The sequence below is a fragment of the Lentzea flava genome (assembly GCF_014648475.1).
Taxonomy (GTDB): Bacteria; Actinomycetota; Actinomycetes; order Mycobacteriales; family Pseudonocardiaceae; genus Lentzea; species Lentzea flava.
Genome location: NZ_BMRE01000012.1, coordinates 129,200 through 144,449, shown reverse-complemented (window position 1 = coordinate 144,449; position 15,250 = coordinate 129,200). Strand labels below are relative to the sequence as shown.

Here is a 15,250-nt window from a genome sequence, read left to right as displayed (position 1 = left end):
GCGTCAGAGCACGCCCCAGTCGCGCTCCACGAGGTGCTCGGCGACGGCCAGCACGGCGGGAGCGGGTGTTCCGCGGGTCACCAGGTAGAGGGTGTTGAGCGGCGGGACCTCCGGCTGGTGCAGCAGCTCGACGGACCCGGCGGTCAGCGCGGGCTCCGCGAGGTAGCGCGGCAACGCGGACACGCCCGCTCCGGCGATCACGGCGGCCAGGACCGCGCGCAGGTCGGGGACGACGACGGCCACGGCGTTCTTCGGACGCTTGCCGAACTCGCTGCGCCAGTACCGGCGGATGATCGGCAGCTCGTCCGAGTAGGCCACGAGCGGCAGGTGTTCGAGGGCGCGTGCCGGATCGTCGCGCAGCAGCGCCTGGTCCACGGTTCTGGCCAGCAGTGGTGGCCCCACCAGCAGGAACTCCTCGTCGGTCAACGGCGTCGCGGTGAAGCCGGGACCGGGCCGGACCGCCGACAGCACGACGTCGAGCCGCCCGGACCTCAGGGCGTCGAGGAGGTCGTTCGCGAGGCCGAGGGTGATCTCGAACCGGAGGCCGCACCGGGTCAGCGGGGTGAGTGCGGGCAGGCCGCGCGCGGTCATGAACTCGGCCGCTCCCCCGATCCGCACCGTGCCTTCGACGGCGGGCGCGGGGTCGAGCGCGCTTCTCAGCTGGTCGAGATGGGGCCCGACGCGGCGGGCCAGTTCCTCGGCTCGCGGTGTGGCGGTGACGCCCCGGCTGCCGCGGACGAACAGCGGTGCGCCGAGCTCCTTCTCCAGCTTGGCGAGCTGACCGCTCACCGCGGGCTGGGTCAGCCCGCGCCTGGTCGCGGCGGCGGTGATCGAACCACCCCGGTAGATCTCCAGGAAAGTCACCAGCAGATCGAGGTCCGTCAACTTCTCAGCCATAAGGAAGCTTATAGCAGCGCCGACGTTCATGAAGGATTCGTGATGACATGGGTGCCATGAAGAAGTTGCTGATGGTCGTGTCCGGCGCCGACTCGCTGACGTTGGCGGACGGCACGAGCCACCCCACGGGGTTCTGGGCCGAAGAGGTCGTCGAGTCGGTGCGCGTGCTGCGTTCCGAGGGCGTCGAGGTCACGATCGCGACGCCCGGCGGTGTCGTGCCCACCGTCGACAAGGCGAGCCTGGACGGCACGTTCGACGAGGCCGTCGCGTCACTGCACGACCTGCGCGCACCGGCGGTGCTCGAAGAGATGAACGCCGCCGACTTCGACGCCATCTACCTGCCCGGCGGCCACGGTCCCATGACGGACCTGGCGTTCGACAAGACGCTGGGCGCGCTGCTGGCGGAGTTCCACGACAGCGGCAAGCTGGTCGCGGCGCTGTGCCACGGCCCGGCCGGGCTGCTCAGCGCGGTGCGCGCGGACGGCTCGTTCGTGTTCGCGGGCAAGGAGATGGCGGTGTTCAGCGACGAGGAGGAACGCCAGGGCGGCCTGAACGTGCCCTACTCGGTCGCGGGACGGCTGGAGGAGCTGGGCGCTCGGCTCGCGACGGGTGAACCGTGGTCGAGCACGGTGGTCGTGGACGGCAGGCTCGTGACGGGCCAGAACCCGCAGTCCACCGCGGCCACCGCGACGAAGGTCGCCGCCCTGATCTAACGCAGGGCCGCCGCGATCCGCTCCAGCAGCGCCGGTTCGTCGGCTTTGGTGACCGGCAGCTCGGTCGGCGCGTTGTCCCAGTCGACGTGGTCCATCTCCAGCACGGACCTGCGGTCGAAGTCGAGCGCGCGGGCACCCAGTTCCGGCTCCAGCAACCCGATGACGAGACCGGTGTCCACGGTGGTGTGCCGGGCGAGCAACGCGGCGTCGTAGAGGTCCTTGGCCTGCGGATAGCTGTCGGTCATGAGCCACTGGAGCTTCCACGCGAGCGACAGCTCCTGGTTCGCGGCGAACAGCGTCGTGCCGGCGATCCGCAGGGGTTCCGGCGCGATCGGCAGCTCCTCGTCGAACACGAGGTCGACCTGGATCGCGCCGTGCGGCAGGCCCTCGACCTCGAACGGGAACAGCACCCGCTGGCCGGGCACGCGCTCGTAGGTCCAGATGGGCTCGGTGTCGAACGGGCCGGGCAGCAGCACCGGGCCCGGATTGCGCACGACCTTCGAGGTGATGCCGTCGATGAGCTCGTCGGCCTCCTCGCCACCGAACGCGATGCTGCGCGGGGTGACCACGAAGTCGATGTCACCGGGCTCCCGCGCGGCGTCGCCGAACCACTCCCGCATCACGACGCTGCCGCGCAGCACGAGGTTGTCCCGCCACCGGGTCTTCCCGATCAGGTGCAGCAGGCGGGCCATCGCCCGCCTGCGCCCCGCGAGCCACCGCGCGCCGTCCGCCGGGTCGCCGAACCTCGGTTCGCCGGCCCGGAAGGCGTTCCGGTGCTGTTTGAGCGCTGGGTCGAACACGGCGCGCTGCTGGATGTCCTGTCCCGGCTTCACCTGGAGCGGGCTGTAGGTCACCGGGAAGTCACGCGCGTTCGCGGGCGCCTGCCGCATCCGCTCGTCCCGGCTGCGCCACCAGTGGTACGTGCCGTGGATCCAGCCGTTGTCGATGTGCAGCGCGTCGTCGTCGACGACGTACTCCTCCTCGACCTCCAGCACGGCGAACTCTTCGAGGTCTGCGAGCAGCGCCGCGAGGTTCTGCTTCGCGGTGTCGCGCCCGACGCCGAAGCACCGCTGCGTGACGAACCGCTCCTGGGTGCCGTTCTCGTACTTGCGGCGGGCGTTCTGCGACACGTGCGCCTCGTGCCCGTCAACGGCCTTGAGGATGCGCGCGTACCAGTCGTGCCACGTCCCGGACATGAGGACCTTGACGTGGTGCTCGAAGTACAGCGCGGGGTCGGCGTCCTCATCGGACTGCGGCACGCCGTCGTTCCACGGCGCCGCCTCGATCTTCACCCGCACGACGTGCAGCTCGGCCTCGAACAGTTTCCGCCGCCACTGCGCCGCGACCGCCCGGACCTCGTCGAGCGTGCCGGTGGCGCCGATCGTCAGCATCGGCTGCGACGGCACCTCGCCCTGGTGCAGCTCGATGTGGCTGAACTTGACCTGGTGGCGTGCGGCGAACGCGGCCAGCTCGTCGACCTGCCACTCCGACCCGGTCAGATGTAGCTCGAACTCACCCGAGAACACGGCTTCCCCCTCCGCTGAGGGCGCTGACCCTAGCTCGCAGGGATGTGATCGGCGCAATGGGAATACCTCGGGGGTGCGTGCGTTAAGGTAGATGCAAACGCATAGAACTTCCGACAGAAGGAGGCGGGGATCGTGCAGTTCGGAGTGTTCTCGGTGAGCGACATCACCAGGGACCCGGTCAGCGGCGAGACCCCCAGCGAGGCCGAGCGCATCGACGCGATCGTGCAGATCGCGGAGAAGGCCGAAGAAGTGGGACTGGACGTGTTCGCGATCGGCGAGCACCACAACCCGCCCTTCTTCTCGTCGGCGCCCACCACGCTGCTCGCCCACATCGCGGCGAAGACCAAGAAGCTGATCGTCAGCACCGCGACGACGCTGATCACCACCAACGACCCGGTGCGCATCGCCGAGGAGTACGCGATGCTGCAGCACCTGGCGAAGGGCCGCATGGACCTGATGCTGGGCCGCGGCAACACCGCGCCGGTCTACCCGTGGTTCGGGGCGGACATCCGGCAGAGCCTGCCGATGGCGCTCGAGAACTACAACCTGCTGCACCGGTTGTGGCGCGAGGACGTCGTCGACTGGGAAGGCAAGTTCCGCACCCCGTTGCAGGGCTTCACCTCCACGCCGCGGCCGCTGGACGACGTGCCCCCGTTCGTGTGGCACGGCTCGATCCGCACGCCGGAGATCGCGGAGCAGGCTGCCTACTACGGCGACGGCTTCTTCGCGAACAACATCTTCTGGCCGAAAGAGCACTACATGCGGCTGATCAAGTTCTACCGCCAGCGGTACGCGCACTACGGCCACGGCACGGAGAAGCAGGCCATCGTCGGCCTCGGCGGTCAGGCCTACATCGCGAAGCGGTCGCAGGACGCGATCAACGAGTTCCGGCCGTACTTCAACGAGGCCCCCGTCTACGGGCACGGCCCGAAGATGGAGGACTTCATGGAGATGACGCCGCTGTCGGTCGGCAGCCCGCAGGAGGTCATCGACAAGACACTGACCTTCCGCGAGCACTTCGGCGACTACCAGCGCCAGATGTTCCTGATGGACCACGCGGGCCTGCCGCTGAAGACCGTGCTGAACCAGCTCGACCTGCTGGGCGAGGAGGTGGTTCCGGTGCTGCGCAAGGAGATCGAGTCGCGCCAGGACCCGGAGACCGCCAAGCCGCCGACGCACGCCCTGCGCGTCAAGGAGAAGTACGGTGACCAGCCCGCGCGTCAGCCGCGGCCGAACGCCAACCGGGGTGACAACGTCACGGGCGGCTCGCCGTACCAGGACTCGGAATGACGCGAGCGAACGAGGCGTGGGAGTCCTTGATGAGGGCCTACGCCGTGCTGATGAAGCGGTTCAACGCAGAGGACGTCTGGGGCGACCTGACGATGAGGGAGTACGACGTCCTCTACACCTTGTCCAAATGCGACAGTCCACTGCGGATGAGTGAGCTGAACCGCCACGTGCTGCTGAGCCAGCCCGCGCTGTCCCGCATGGTCGACCGCCTGGTCGACCGCGGGCTGGTGGACCGCTGCACGGACCCCGGTGACCGCCGGGGTGTGCGCCTCTCGCTCACCCCGGACGGTCGCAAGACCCAGCAGGAGATCGGCCGTCCGCACGCTCGCAGCGTCACCCGCGCGTTGAGCGTGCTGACACCGGAAGAACTTTCGCAGCTCGCCGCCATCACCGGCAAGCTCGCCCAAGATCGGGCACAGAGCGAGGAGAAATGACCGAACAGTTCACGCTCGTCGTGGTTTCGGCCGGCACGAGCGACCCGTCGTCCACCCGCCTGCTCGCCGACCGCGCCGCCCAGCGCGTGGCGACGCTCGCGGCCGAGAAGCAGTACGAGGTCGACGTCCAGGTCGTCGAGCTGCGCGAGCTGGCAGGCGAGATCGCGAACGCGCTGGTGTCCAACCACATCGGCGCCAAGCTGCAGAAGGCGATCAAGGCTCTGCAGCACGCGGACGGCATCGTCGCGAGCACCCCCGTCTACAAGGCGGGCGCGAGCGGGCTGTTCACGTCGTTCTTCCAGATCCTGGACAACGACCTGCTGATCGCCAAGCCCGTCGTGCTCGCCGCCACCGCCGGCACGGCACGGCACGCCCTCGTGGTCGACGACCAGATGCGCGGGCTCTTCGCCTACCTGCGGACCGTCGTGGTGCCGACGTCGCTGTTCGCCTCGACCGAGGACTGGCAGGACAACGCGCTGAACAAGCGCATCGACCGCGCGGCCCTCGAACTGGTGGCGCTCATGGCCGCCGGGTTCGAGAAGCAGGTGCGCAGCGAGTCGTGGGGCCGCTACCAGCACGAGTTCGGCAGCGCGGGCGGCACCGAGCTGTCGATCGACCTCGACTCGGACCTGATGCGCCTCGCCGCGGGCGGTCACGCGTAGGGCACGACCTTCCGCCCGGCTGCGGCAACGCGTGCCGCAGGCGGAGCTCGAAGAACTCGTGGCGGCGCGGGGCCGCACGTCCTCGCGGCGCTGGACGTGCGGCCCCATCGGGGCGGACCGTGCTCGCTACCTAGGCCAGGAGCTGGGGGATCTCCTCTGGTTCGACGACCTGCCGGACCTCGACGGACATCTCCTCCACGCCCGCGAAACAGGTGATGTACTCCTCCGCGACGGACTTGGCCTCGGCGAGGTCCTTCGCCTGGATGATCATGAACCCGCCGATGACCTCCTTCGCCTCGGCGAACGGGCCGTCGGTCGAGGAGATCTCGGTACCGCGCCTGCGCACGGCCGCTCCGGTGGACGGCTTGTGCACGCCCTCACCGCCGAGGAACACACCGTTCGCGTCCAGCTTGTCGACGAACGCGTTCATCCGCCGATGAAGCTCCGGACTCGCCTTCCACGCCGCGTCGGCGTCCTCCGGGACCCGGTGCATCAACAGAAACCGCATGGCATCTCCCCTGATCTCGGTACGGCGGCGTCGGGCCGCCACACCTGCGTCGATCGGCGTCACGGTCGTTTCGACATTTCGCCATGATGGACCGGTGATCTTTTCCAGGCTCGTCGTGCCCCTGCTGAGCATGTGGTTCTTCGGCAACCTCTACGAGCAGGTCGTGTGGAACCCGCAGCTGCTGGCCGACCCGCGACCGGGCTCGCTGGTCGGCGTGTTCGCGGCGGGCAGCCCGGTCTACTACTACCTGCCGTGGGGGCCGCTCGGGGTGGTCCTGGCGGTCGTCACGCGTGCGCCGTGGCCCGCACTCGGGTGCCTCGCGGTCTCGATCGCGATGAAGATCCTCCTGATCACGCAGGTCAACCCCGTGTTCCGCGACCCGGCCGTCTCCCGTGAGGTCGTGCACGACCACGCGGTGCTCTGGGCGTTCGGCAACGGCGTCGTCGTCATCGCGGTGGGGGCCGCGATCCTGCTGGTTCAGCGAGCAGCCCGGCGCGGCGCGACACCAGGTGGTCGGCCGTCCGCAGCGCCAGCGCGGCCATCGTGAGCGACGGGTTGGACGTGCCGAGCGACGGCATGCTGCCGCACCCCACCGCGTAGAGGTTGGGGTGGTCCCAGCAGCGTTGCCACTGGTCCACGACCGAGTCGCGCGGCGAGGACCCCATCACGTGCGTGCCGCCGCCGTGCCCAGCGCCCCAGTAGCGCAGCGGCTCGCCGTCGTGCTCGAAGTACCGCTCGTCGTCCGGCTTGTACGAGGTGTGGTCCTCGGCGCCGAGCAGCTCGAACAGCCGGTCCGACACCCGTTTCGCGGCCAGCAGACCGTCCTTCACGTAGCCGGACAGGTCGTAGTGGACGCTCGGCCGCGGGTTGCCCAGGGCGTCGCACTCGGTTGCCAGCGTGACCCGGTTCGCCGGGTCGGCCTCCTGCTCGATCTCGAACTGCAGCGTGAACTGCCTGCCGACCCGGTCCGCCACGGCCTGGCGCAGTGCCCTGCCGCGCAGGCCGGCCGCGACGAACTCGGCCGTGTCGGTGTCCGGGCTGCCCGCAGGCCAGCCCCAGCCCCAGTTGCCGATCTCGATGCGGAACGGTGCCCGCGTGCCGCGTTCCCCTCCCGCGCGGAACGCCTCGATGCTCGTCGTCGACCCCGGTCCGCGGAACGGCCCGACCGGGTGCGGCATCAGCGCCCACGTCAGCAGGGCGGGGTGGTCCATCAGGTTGCGGCCGACCTGGTCACTGCTGTTCGCCAGGCCGGACAGGAGCAGCAGCTTGGCGTTCTCGATGGCGTGCGCGGCCAGTACGACGACGTCCGCCTCGACCTCGTGCCGCGTGTGACGGCCGGTCGTGTCGTCCTCGTAGCGCTGATAGCTGACCTTGGTGACGCGCCCGAACTCGTCGGCGTGGACCCGGTTCGCCACGCATCTGGTGCGCAGCTCGACGGTGGGCGACCAGCGTTTCTGGGTGCGGTGCGGCGTGTACTTGGCGTTCTCCGGGCACACCGGCACACAGCTCGCGAATCCCGCGCAACGGTTGCCGTCCGGCCGGTAGCCCGTTGTGGGAACGCCGTTGCGTGCCTGCGGTGTGCCGGTGACCAGCAGCTCGTGCCCGTCGATGCTCGCACCGTCCACAACGGACGCCACCACGTGGTCGAGGTACGTGCGCGGCAAGGCGTGCATCGGATAGACGTACCCGCCCGCGACGGGAACGTGCTGCCGTTGCTCGTCGGCGTCGGCCGCGACCCCGATCTCCCACTCCGCCGCGCGGTAGTAGGGCTCCAGGTCGTCGTAGCCGATCGGCCAGTTGCGGCCGCGGCCGAGATCCGCGGTGCGGAAGTCCTCGGGGTGCATGCGGGGCGTGATGCCGACCCAGACGGAGCCGGTGCCGCCGTTCGCCCGCAGGTACGGGCTCGCGTAGGCGAACGGCCCGGTGTTGATCAGGTAGTCGCTAGACGGCGCCGCCACCGTCCGGCGATACGGCGCGAGCGGCGTCTTGACGAGCGCGGTCCGGAACGCGCGCACCGCCTCGTCGTGGCCGGTCTCGGCCCCCGCTTCGAGGACGATGACGCGAAACCCGTTGTCCCCCAGCACCTTCGCGATCAGCGAGCCGGCGAACCCGGCCCCGACGACCACGGCTCTCATCCGGCGCTGCTTCTGGGTCTGCGCTCCCAGCTGCCGAAGCCGGGACCCGCCGTGCCCGGCGCGGCCACCCCGACGGCCTTCCACGCGAGCCCCTCGGCGTAGGCGCGGGCACTCGGGACCACCCCGCGCCAGACACCGGTGTACCAGAGTTGGATGATCTCGGCCGGCGAGGCGTCCCGCGCCAGCACGGCGTACTGCTCGACCAGTCCGGTCGACCTCAGCTCCTCCGCCGAGAACCCGGTCAGCTCGGCGGACAACTCCACGAAGGCGTCCATCGGGCCATCCTCGACCGCCGGGCCGCGTCACGCCCGGCCTCTCACCCGCGTGGCGCAACCTCCATCTCGCCCAGCAGCGACCAGTCGTCCTGCTCCAGCACCGCGTTCACGATCTTCGGCGTCTCCTGCAGGTACGGCGGCAGCTCGGCCTGCGCGACCTTGAAGTGCGCGGACTGCACGTGCGCCGCACCCGCGTCACCGTCCCGGAAGGCCTCCACGAGCACGTACTCGGTCTCGTCGTCGAGACTGCGCGACCAGTCGAACCACAGGCAGCCGGGCTCGGCGCGGGTGGCCTCGGTGAAGGCGCGGGAGATCTCGGGCCACGTGTCGGCGTACTCGGGCAGGACCCGGAACTTGGCGGTGATGAAGATCAAGACGGCCTCCGTCGGGTGATTTCCGTGGATGAACGGAACCTTCATTCACCCCAGGTGGACGAAGGTTCCGTTCATCCACAACGTAGGAGCTCCGCGGCGTGGTGACCACCAGGCCGGCCTGCGAGTCCACCCGACCTGCGCGATCATCGCCGGGTGCCCGAGATCGACACCCGCAGGCGGAACCTGGTCGTCGCGGCCGTCCTGCTCGCCATGCTGCTGGCCGCCCTCGACCAGACGATCGTCTCCACGGCGCTGCCCACGATGGTCGCCGAGCTCGGCGGCGGCGCGCACCTGTCGTGGGTGGTGACGTCGTACCTGCTCGCCGAGACCGTCATGACGGTCCTGATCGGCAAGTTCGGCGACCTCTACGGGCGCAAGAAGACGTTCCTGGTCAGCGTCGTGCTGTTCCTCGCAGGGTCGTTCTTCGCGGGCTGGTCGGAGTCGATGGGCATGCTGATCGCGTTCCGCGCGGTCCAGGGGCTCGGCGGGGGCGGCCTCATGGTGACCGCGACGGCGATCATCGCGGACGTCGTGCCGCTGCGGGAACGCGGCAAGTTCCAGGGGTTCGCGGGGGCCGTGTTCGGCATCGCGACGGTCGCCGGGCCGTTGCTGGGCGGGTTGTTCGTGGACCATCTGAGCTGGCGGTGGGCGTTCTACGTCAACATCCCGCTCGGCGTCGCCGTCATCGGAGTAGCCCTCGCCGCCCTGCCGACGATCAAGGCGGACGGTCGCCCGAAGATCGACTACGCGGGCATCGCGCTCATCGCGCTCGCGGCGACGGGGCTGACGCTGGTCACGAGCTGGGGCGGCACCGAGTACCCGTGGACGTCACCGACGATCCTGTGGATGGCGGCGGGCTCGCTCGTTCTCCTCACCGCCTTCGTGTTCGTCGAGCAACGGGCCGCCGAGCCGATGCTGCCGATGAGGTTGTTCCGCAGCCGGGTGTTCACGGTGTCGGGCATCCTGAGCTTCGTCGTCGGGTTCGCGATGCTCGGTGGCATCACCTACCTGCCGATCTACCTGCAGTACGTGCGCGGCGAGTCGGCCACCGCGTCCGGGCTGTGGATGCTGCCGCTCATCGCCGGGCTGATGGCCACGGCGCTGCTCACCGGCAACACGATCAGCCGGACCGGCAGGTACCAGGCCTTCCCGCTCGCCGGGTCGGCGGGGCTCGCCGCCGGCATCTTCCTGCTGTCCTTTTTGGACGCCGGCACCAGCTACTGGGCGATGGGCGCCTTCATGGTCGTGCTCGGCGCGGGCATCGGCCTGGTGGCGCAGGTGCCGATGATCGTCGTGCAGAGCACCACCAGCTACGCCGACCTCGGCGTCGCCACGTCCGGCATCAGCTTCCTGCGCACGATGGGCAGCTCGTTCGGCGTCGCGATCTTCGGCACGATCTACGCGAACCAGCTGCCGGAGCACCTCGTCGTGCCGCAGGGCGTGGACCCGCGCGCCATCGCGAGCCCGGCCGCCGTCCACGCGCTGCCCGACGCGATCAGGGCGCCGATCGTCGCCGGCTACGCGGAAACCGTGCAGACGATGTTCCTCATCGCCGCGCCGATCGGCCTGGTCGCGCTGCTGGTCGCGTTCTTCCTGCCGCAGGTGCCGCTGCGGGACACGAGCCGTGCCGCCGCCACCGGCAACAGCGGTGTGGGCGAGAGCTTCGCCGCGCCGCCGTCGAACTCCTACGACGAACTGCGCAAGCTGGTCTCCACCGTGGTCTCGAAGTCCGCGGAGGACCCCGGGATGGCGGTGCTGCGCAGGTCCGGCGTCGACCTGCCGCTGGAACAGGCGTGGCTGCTCGGGCGGATCTACCGGGCGTCGACGGACGACGGCGTCGCGACGCTCGACGAGATCGCCGAGATGACCGAGGTGCCGGGCGGCATCTTCGAGCCGACCGCGCGGGCGCTGGTCGAGTCGGGACACCTCGCTCTCGACGACGGCGGCTACCGGTTCACCGACCGGGGCGCCGACGTGTTCACGCAGCTCGTGCGCGCGTGGCGGGGCTGGCTGCTCGACCAGCTCGAAGACTGGCACGAGCCGGACCAGCGCGACTTCGCCGAGGCGCTCGACTCGTTCACCGCCGAGCTGATCGAGAGCGGGCGCCAGATGAGCAGGGTCTAGAGGCGAGCCGTCAGGGCCGCGGCTTCCGAGGCGCGGCCCTGCTTCTCGTACAGCTCCAACGCCCGCCTCCACTGCTCGCGCGCCTCGCCTTCCGACCCCGTCGCGAACAGCACGTCGCCGAGGTGCTCCAGGACGGTGGCCTCCTCCGCGGAGTTGTCCAGCTCCCGGTACAGCGCCAGGGCCTCGCGGTAGTGCGCGAGGGCGTCGGCGTGCCGGCCGTCGTGGTGGGCGATGTGCGCCAGACTGTCCAAAGTGGCCGCCGCGCCCTCGGTGTGCCCGAGCTTGTCGTTGAGCACCATGGCGTCCTCGCAGTAGGCCCGCGCCTCCGCGTACCGGCCGAGGCACGCGTACCGCCAGCCGACCTCGTTCAGCGACTCCGCCTCGCGGATCTCCGACCCGGCCGCGCGGAACTTCGCGAGCCCCGCCAGCGAGTGCTCCAGCGCCCTGCCCAGGTCGCCCTCGAACTCGGCCGCCCACGCCATCGCCCGGTGTGCGCTGCCCTGCGCCACGTGGTCGTCGGTCTGCGCGAACAACTCCAGGCTGCGCTCGAAGTGGCGGTGTCCCAGCGACGACCGGCCCAGCTCGACGTAGCCCAGGCCCAGGCACATGTGCGCCGCCGCCTGCTTCGCGCCGTCCTGCAACACCTCGGCTGCCCGCAGGGCGATCAGCCAGGCGTCGACGTCGTCGGACGTCCGGCCGCGACGCGAGTAGTAGCTGTTCATCGTGCGGCCGAGCAGCCACGCCACTTCGAACGCGCCGCTGTCCAACGCGCGCCGCTGCGTGGTCGTCAGGCAGTCGTGCTCCGCGTCGAACCACGCCATCGCGTCCGCATTGTCCGCAAAGGACAGTGAGTGGCCGCTTTCGTGCTCCGGCAACGGCTTGTGCGGTTCCAGCCTCGCCGCCGCGGCCCGCGCGGTCGCCGCGTAGAAGTCCAGCAGACGCGACCCCGCGTCGGCCTCCAGGTCGGCAGCGTACAACCCGACCAGGTCGTGCATCCGGTACCGGCCGGGCACGTGCTGCTGCAGCAGGTAGGTGTTCTCCAGTTCCCGCAACACCATCCTGGTTCGCGGGACGGACCGGTCGAGCAGCGCCGCCACGGCTGGGAGCGACACGTCCGCCGTGCCCACCGTGCCGAGCAGCGCGAACGCCCGCGCCGCCTCGTCCGACAGCGCCGCCACGGACCACGAGAACACCGCGCGCAGGTTCGTGCCGATCTCGCCCGCGTCCAGCGCGTCGAGCGGCTGCTCCCGCAGTTCCTCCGCGAACACCGCCAGCGGGAAGTCGGGCTCCATCGCGGCACGCGCGGCGACGATCGACAACGCCAGCGGCAGGCCACCGCACCAGGTCACGAGGTCCGCGACGACCTCCGGCTCGGCCGCCACCCGGTCGGCGCCGAGCCTGGCCCGCAGGAACGCCTGCGCGTCGGCGGAGTTCAGCACGTCCAGCGACACCGACCTGGCGCCGTGCGCCGCCACCAGCCCCGCGAGCTTGAGCCTGCTCGTGACCAGCACCGTCGCGTCCGGCCCCGGCAGCAACGGCACGACCTGCTCGGTGGATCGGGCGTTGTCGAGCACGACGAGCATCCGCCTGCCCGCCATCAGGCTGCGATACCGGGCGGCCCGCGCGTCCAGGCCCTCGGGAATCATCTCCTCCCCCAGCGCCTCCAGGAACTCCCGCAGCACCGTCTCCGGCGGCGTCGGCTCGGCTGCCGGGTCGAAGCCGCGCAGGTTCACGTACAGCTGGCCGTCCGGGAAGTCGTCGGCGTGCCGGTGCGCCCAGTGCAGCGCCAGCGCGGTCTTGCCGATGCCTCCCGTGCCGCCGATCGCGGTGATCACGACGGTTTCCGGCGCGTCCAGCGCGGCCAGTTCCTCCTCGCGGCCGGTGAACCACGGCTGCGGCGCGGGCAGCTGCAGCGGCCGGCACTCCGCACGGGCGGACTCTCCGGCGAGGATCCGCTGGTGCACGTCCTGCAGCGGTTTGCTCGGATCCGCGCCGAGCTCGTCGGCGAGCTCCCGGCGCACGGTTTCGTACTGCCGCAACGCCTCGGCGTCGTTGCCCGACAGGTGCAGCGCCAGCATCAGTTGCGCGGCAAGGCGTTCGTCGTGCGGCCGTTCGTCCGCCATGCGCCGCAGCACGGGCAGCAGCGCGGCGTGCCGCCCCTGCGCGAGCGCGGCGTCGTTGCGGTCGAGTTCGGCGGCGAAACGTTCGGCGTGCAGACTTTCCCGCAGCGCGTCGAACCACGGCGAGTCGAGCCCCTCCACAGCGTCACCGCGCCACAGGCCCAGCGCCTCGTCGAGCGCGCCCAGCCGCACGAGTGCGCGGAAGCGGAACAGATCGACCTGGGCCGTGGCCACGTTCAGGCGATAGCCGGCGGGTGAACGTTCGATGTCGAGCCCGAGCAGCTTGCGCAGCTTCGACACGTACCCGTAGAGCGTCTCGCGGGCCCTCAGCGGCGCCCGCTCACCCCAGACGCGGTCGAGCAACCGGTCCACCGGGACCGGACGTCCCTCCTCGACCAGCAGCGCGACCAGCACCGACTGTTGCCGGACGTGGCCCACGTCGACCAGCGCGCCGCGGTTGCGCACCTCCACGGCACCGAGCAGCCCGAACTCCAAGATCACCCCTCAGCAGCGGATTCAAGGTTCATCCTAGGTTCGTTCCTGATCAAAGGGGCAACCTTGCCGGTGGCAGGAGGGCCCCGGACATCAGACGTCCGGCAGCCCAGCCACACGGGGCCCTCCACCACCGACCGGCGAAAGATCACCCGACCAGACCAGGGCGCGGCCGTATATCCACATGCGACCCTGAAATCGATGAGCATCACGCGAATCGGGTCGTTCAACGTGGAGAACATGTTCGAGCGCCCCAAGGTGATGGGCCGCGGCGCGACCAGGCACGCGGCCCCGGTGCTGGCCGCCCACGCGCGGTTCAACGAGCTCATCGCCGCCGACACCTACACGCCGGAAGTCAAGGAAGAGCTCAAACAACACCTGGCGACGCTCGAGTTGCTGCGCGGTGACCGCAGCAGGTACGCGATCCTGCGCCGCATCCGCGGCCGGTTCCTCGCCCGCCACCGGACCGGCGAAACCTCGGTCGTGGCAAGCGGTCGCGAGTCCTGGGTCGGCTGGGTCGAGCTCACCACCGAACCCATCAGCGAGCTCGCCACCCGCCACACCGCCCAGGTGATGCGCGACGTCGGCGCCCACGTCCTCGGCGTGGTCGAGGCCGAGTCCCGCGAGCTGCTGCACATGTTCTCCGCCAGCATGCTCAAAAGCGTCGGCTGGACCCCGTACGACGAGGTCCACCTCATCGACGGCAACGACGAACGCGGCATCAACGTGGGCCTGCTGACGCGCGACGCGCACGAGGTCATCACCATCAGGACCCACGTTTACGCCAAGGACAACTCGGGCGTGATCTTCTCCCGCGACTGCGCCGAGTACCACGTCCGCACGCCCGCAGGTCCCGAGGTCGTGGTGCTCGTGAACCACCTGAAGTCCAAGGGGTACGGCACTCCCGGCGACCCGATCGGCGCCCGCCGCCGCTTCCGCCAGGCCGTCCGCATCGCCCGCATCGTGAACCGCCTGCGTGACGAGGGCCACGAGCACGTCGCTGTCGTCGGCGACCTCAACGACACCGCCGGCAGCGAGGCGCTGCGCCCGTTGTTCCAGCGCACCGGCCTGCGGGACATCAGCGAGCACGCGAACTTCGAGTGGAACCACCGGTTCGGCACCTATCGCGGCGTCAACGAGAAGGGCAAGATCGACTACGTCCTGCTCACCCCGGAGCTCTTCGCCAAGGCGGTGGGCGGCGGCATCTTCCGCAAGGGCGTGTGGCGCGGCCCGCGCACCAAGAACCGTTGGGACGTCTACGAAACACTGACCGACGAGGTGCACGCGGCGAGCGACCACGCCGCGATATACGCCGACATCGACTGGTCCGCCTAGACGACCTCGACGGTCACCTCGACCACGTCGCCGGGACCCACGTCGTTCTTCTTCCGCACGGCCGCCTTGATCGGCAGCACGTAGCAGCCGGACTCCTTGTCCGGGAACACCGACGTCGACCACGACGAGGCGCCCAGCCCCGCGCGGACCTTCACGGAACCGAAACCGGCGCCGGGCGTGGCGAGTTCCCTGATTTGCTCGGAGACGTCCTCCGGCAGCGTCACGAAAGTCCACGTGTCCATCCGGCGGGCATCCCAGAGCCACAATTCGGCGGTGAAGACGAACATGCTCACATTATGGGGCCAAACAGGTGATGTGTCCGGTATCGCATCACGTATCGGCAACTGCGTCTTGAATGCTGGCTT

The 15,250-nt window shown here is 70.0% G+C and carries 15 protein-coding genes; 7 read left to right on the top strand and 8 right to left on the bottom strand.

The annotated features are described in order from the left end of the window. Nucleotides 1-3 precede the first annotated feature (3 nt). Complete coding sequence (locus IEZ09_RS16955; RefSeq protein ID WP_229812632.1) at nucleotides 4-897, bottom strand: LysR family transcriptional regulator; 894 nt, start codon at nucleotides 895-897, stop codon at nucleotides 4-6. A gap of 56 nt (nucleotides 898-953) precedes the next feature. Between IEZ09_RS16955 and IEZ09_RS16950 the strand changes: the two genes are divergently transcribed. Beyond that, complete coding sequence (locus IEZ09_RS16950) at nucleotides 954-1,610, top strand: type 1 glutamine amidotransferase domain-containing protein (RefSeq protein WP_189254664.1); 657 nt, start codon at nucleotides 954-956, stop codon at nucleotides 1,608-1,610. Here IEZ09_RS16950 and IEZ09_RS16945 read toward each other — a convergent pair. Further along, entirely contained in the window at nucleotides 1,607-3,136 is a 1,530-nt protein-coding gene (locus IEZ09_RS16945) for a nucleotidyl transferase AbiEii/AbiGii toxin family protein (RefSeq protein WP_189254663.1), read from the bottom strand. The genes IEZ09_RS16950 and IEZ09_RS16945 overlap by 4 nt on opposite strands. Nucleotides 3,137-3,268: 132 nt before the next feature. Here IEZ09_RS16945 and IEZ09_RS16940 point away from each other — a divergent pair, with 132 nt between their 5' ends. From IEZ09_RS16940 to IEZ09_RS16930, 3 genes are read left to right on the top strand one after another with little or no spacing between them, the layout of a single operon-like run. Next, the gene (locus tag IEZ09_RS16940; protein WP_189254662.1) at nucleotides 3,269-4,426 is read left to right on the top strand and encodes an LLM class flavin-dependent oxidoreductase; all 1,158 of its coding nucleotides are present in this window, start codon (nucleotides 3,269-3,271) and stop codon (nucleotides 4,424-4,426) included. After that, a complete protein-coding gene (locus IEZ09_RS16935) occupies nucleotides 4,423-4,860 on the top strand; it encodes a MarR family winged helix-turn-helix transcriptional regulator (protein ID WP_189254661.1) in 438 nt (145 codons plus the stop codon). The genes IEZ09_RS16940 and IEZ09_RS16935 overlap by 4 nt, the downstream gene beginning before the upstream one ends. Further along, on the top strand, nucleotides 4,857-5,522 hold the full coding sequence (locus IEZ09_RS16930; RefSeq protein ID WP_189254660.1) for a CE1759 family FMN reductase: 666 nt from the start codon (nucleotides 4,857-4,859) through the stop codon (nucleotides 5,520-5,522). Before IEZ09_RS16935 ends, IEZ09_RS16930 begins: the two co-directional genes overlap by 4 nt. A 130-nt stretch (nucleotides 5,523-5,652) precedes the next feature. Here IEZ09_RS16930 and IEZ09_RS16925 read toward each other — a convergent pair whose 3' ends face one another. Next, nucleotides 5,653-6,030 (bottom strand): YciI family protein, encoded by a 378-nt coding sequence (locus IEZ09_RS16925; RefSeq protein WP_189254659.1) that lies wholly within the window; start codon nucleotides 6,028-6,030, stop codon nucleotides 5,653-5,655. A 94-nt stretch (nucleotides 6,031-6,124) separates the two neighbouring features. On the opposite strand from IEZ09_RS16925, the gene IEZ09_RS16920 reads away from it, so the two are divergent. Further along, nucleotides 6,125-6,577, top strand: a complete 453-nt coding sequence (locus tag IEZ09_RS16920; protein WP_189254658.1) for a hypothetical protein — start codon at nucleotides 6,125-6,127, stop codon at nucleotides 6,575-6,577. On the opposite strand, the gene IEZ09_RS16915 is transcribed toward IEZ09_RS16920, so the two are convergent. From IEZ09_RS16915 to IEZ09_RS16905, 3 genes are read right to left on the bottom strand one after another with little or no spacing between them, the layout of a single operon-like run. Continuing rightward, entirely contained in the window at nucleotides 6,477-8,165 is a 1,689-nt protein-coding gene (locus IEZ09_RS16915; RefSeq protein ID WP_189254657.1) for a GMC family oxidoreductase, read from the bottom strand. The genes IEZ09_RS16920 and IEZ09_RS16915 overlap by 101 nt on opposite strands. Next, entirely contained in the window at nucleotides 8,162-8,440 is a 279-nt protein-coding gene (locus IEZ09_RS16910; protein WP_189254656.1) for a hypothetical protein, read from the bottom strand. The genes IEZ09_RS16915 and IEZ09_RS16910 overlap by 4 nt, the downstream gene beginning before the upstream one ends. 41 nt (nucleotides 8,441-8,481) lie before the next feature. Then, nucleotides 8,482-8,814, bottom strand: a complete 333-nt coding sequence (locus tag IEZ09_RS16905) for a putative quinol monooxygenase (protein ID WP_189254655.1) — start codon at nucleotides 8,812-8,814, stop codon at nucleotides 8,482-8,484. A gap of 153 nt (nucleotides 8,815-8,967) precedes the next feature. Here IEZ09_RS16905 and IEZ09_RS16900 point away from each other — a divergent pair, with 153 nt between their 5' ends. Then, a complete protein-coding gene (locus IEZ09_RS16900) occupies nucleotides 8,968-10,938 on the top strand; it encodes an MDR family MFS transporter (RefSeq protein ID WP_229812631.1) in 1,971 nt (656 codons plus the stop codon). On the opposite strand, the gene IEZ09_RS16895 is transcribed toward IEZ09_RS16900, so the two are convergent. Further along, complete coding sequence (locus tag IEZ09_RS16895; protein ID WP_189254654.1) at nucleotides 10,935-13,559, bottom strand: AfsR/SARP family transcriptional regulator; 2,625 nt, start codon at nucleotides 13,557-13,559, stop codon at nucleotides 10,935-10,937. The genes IEZ09_RS16900 and IEZ09_RS16895 overlap by 4 nt on opposite strands. A gap of 192 nt (nucleotides 13,560-13,751) precedes the next feature. On the opposite strand from IEZ09_RS16895, the gene IEZ09_RS16890 reads away from it, so the two are divergent. Further along, nucleotides 13,752-14,885 carry an endonuclease/exonuclease/phosphatase family protein gene (locus tag IEZ09_RS16890; protein ID WP_189254653.1) on the top strand — a complete coding sequence of 378 codons (1,134 nt, stop codon included), beginning with the start codon at nucleotides 13,752-13,754 and terminating at the stop codon, nucleotides 14,883-14,885. Here the strand turns inward: IEZ09_RS16890 and IEZ09_RS16885 are convergent. Further along, on the bottom strand, nucleotides 14,882-15,172 hold the full coding sequence (locus tag IEZ09_RS16885; protein WP_189254652.1) for a DUF1905 domain-containing protein: 291 nt from the start codon (nucleotides 15,170-15,172) through the stop codon (nucleotides 14,882-14,884). The genes IEZ09_RS16890 and IEZ09_RS16885 overlap by 4 nt on opposite strands. Nucleotides 15,173-15,250 lie beyond the last annotated feature (78 nt).

What these genes read in the sequence shown, in the direction of transcription:
- IEZ09_RS16955 (WP_229812632.1), bottom strand. Translation starts at nt 897, where the DNA reads ATGGCTGAGAAGTTGACGGACCTCGATCTGCTGGTGACTTTCCTGGAG.
- IEZ09_RS16950 (WP_189254664.1), top strand. Translation starts at nt 954, where the DNA reads ATGAAGAAGTTGCTGATGGTCGTGTCCGGCGCCGACTCGCTGACGTTG.
- IEZ09_RS16935 (WP_189254661.1), top strand. Translation starts at nt 4,423, where the DNA reads ATGACGCGAGCGAACGAGGCGTGGGAGTCCTTGATGAGGGCCTACGCC.
- IEZ09_RS16930 (WP_189254660.1), top strand. Translation starts at nt 4,857, where the DNA reads ATGACCGAACAGTTCACGCTCGTCGTGGTTTCGGCCGGCACGAGCGAC.
- IEZ09_RS16925 (WP_189254659.1), bottom strand. Translation starts at nt 6,030, where the DNA reads ATGCGGTTTCTGTTGATGCACCGGGTCCCGGAGGACGCCGACGCGGCG.
- IEZ09_RS16915 (WP_189254657.1), bottom strand. Translation starts at nt 8,165, where the DNA reads ATGAGAGCCGTGGTCGTCGGGGCCGGGTTCGCCGGCTCGCTGATCGCG.
- IEZ09_RS16910 (WP_189254656.1), bottom strand. Translation starts at nt 8,440, where the DNA reads ATGGACGCCTTCGTGGAGTTGTCCGCCGAGCTGACCGGGTTCTCGGCG.
- IEZ09_RS16890 (WP_189254653.1), top strand. Translation starts at nt 13,752, where the DNA reads ATGAGCATCACGCGAATCGGGTCGTTCAACGTGGAGAACATGTTCGAG.
- IEZ09_RS16885 (WP_189254652.1), bottom strand. Translation starts at nt 15,172, where the DNA reads ATGTTCGTCTTCACCGCCGAATTGTGGCTCTGGGATGCCCGCCGGATG.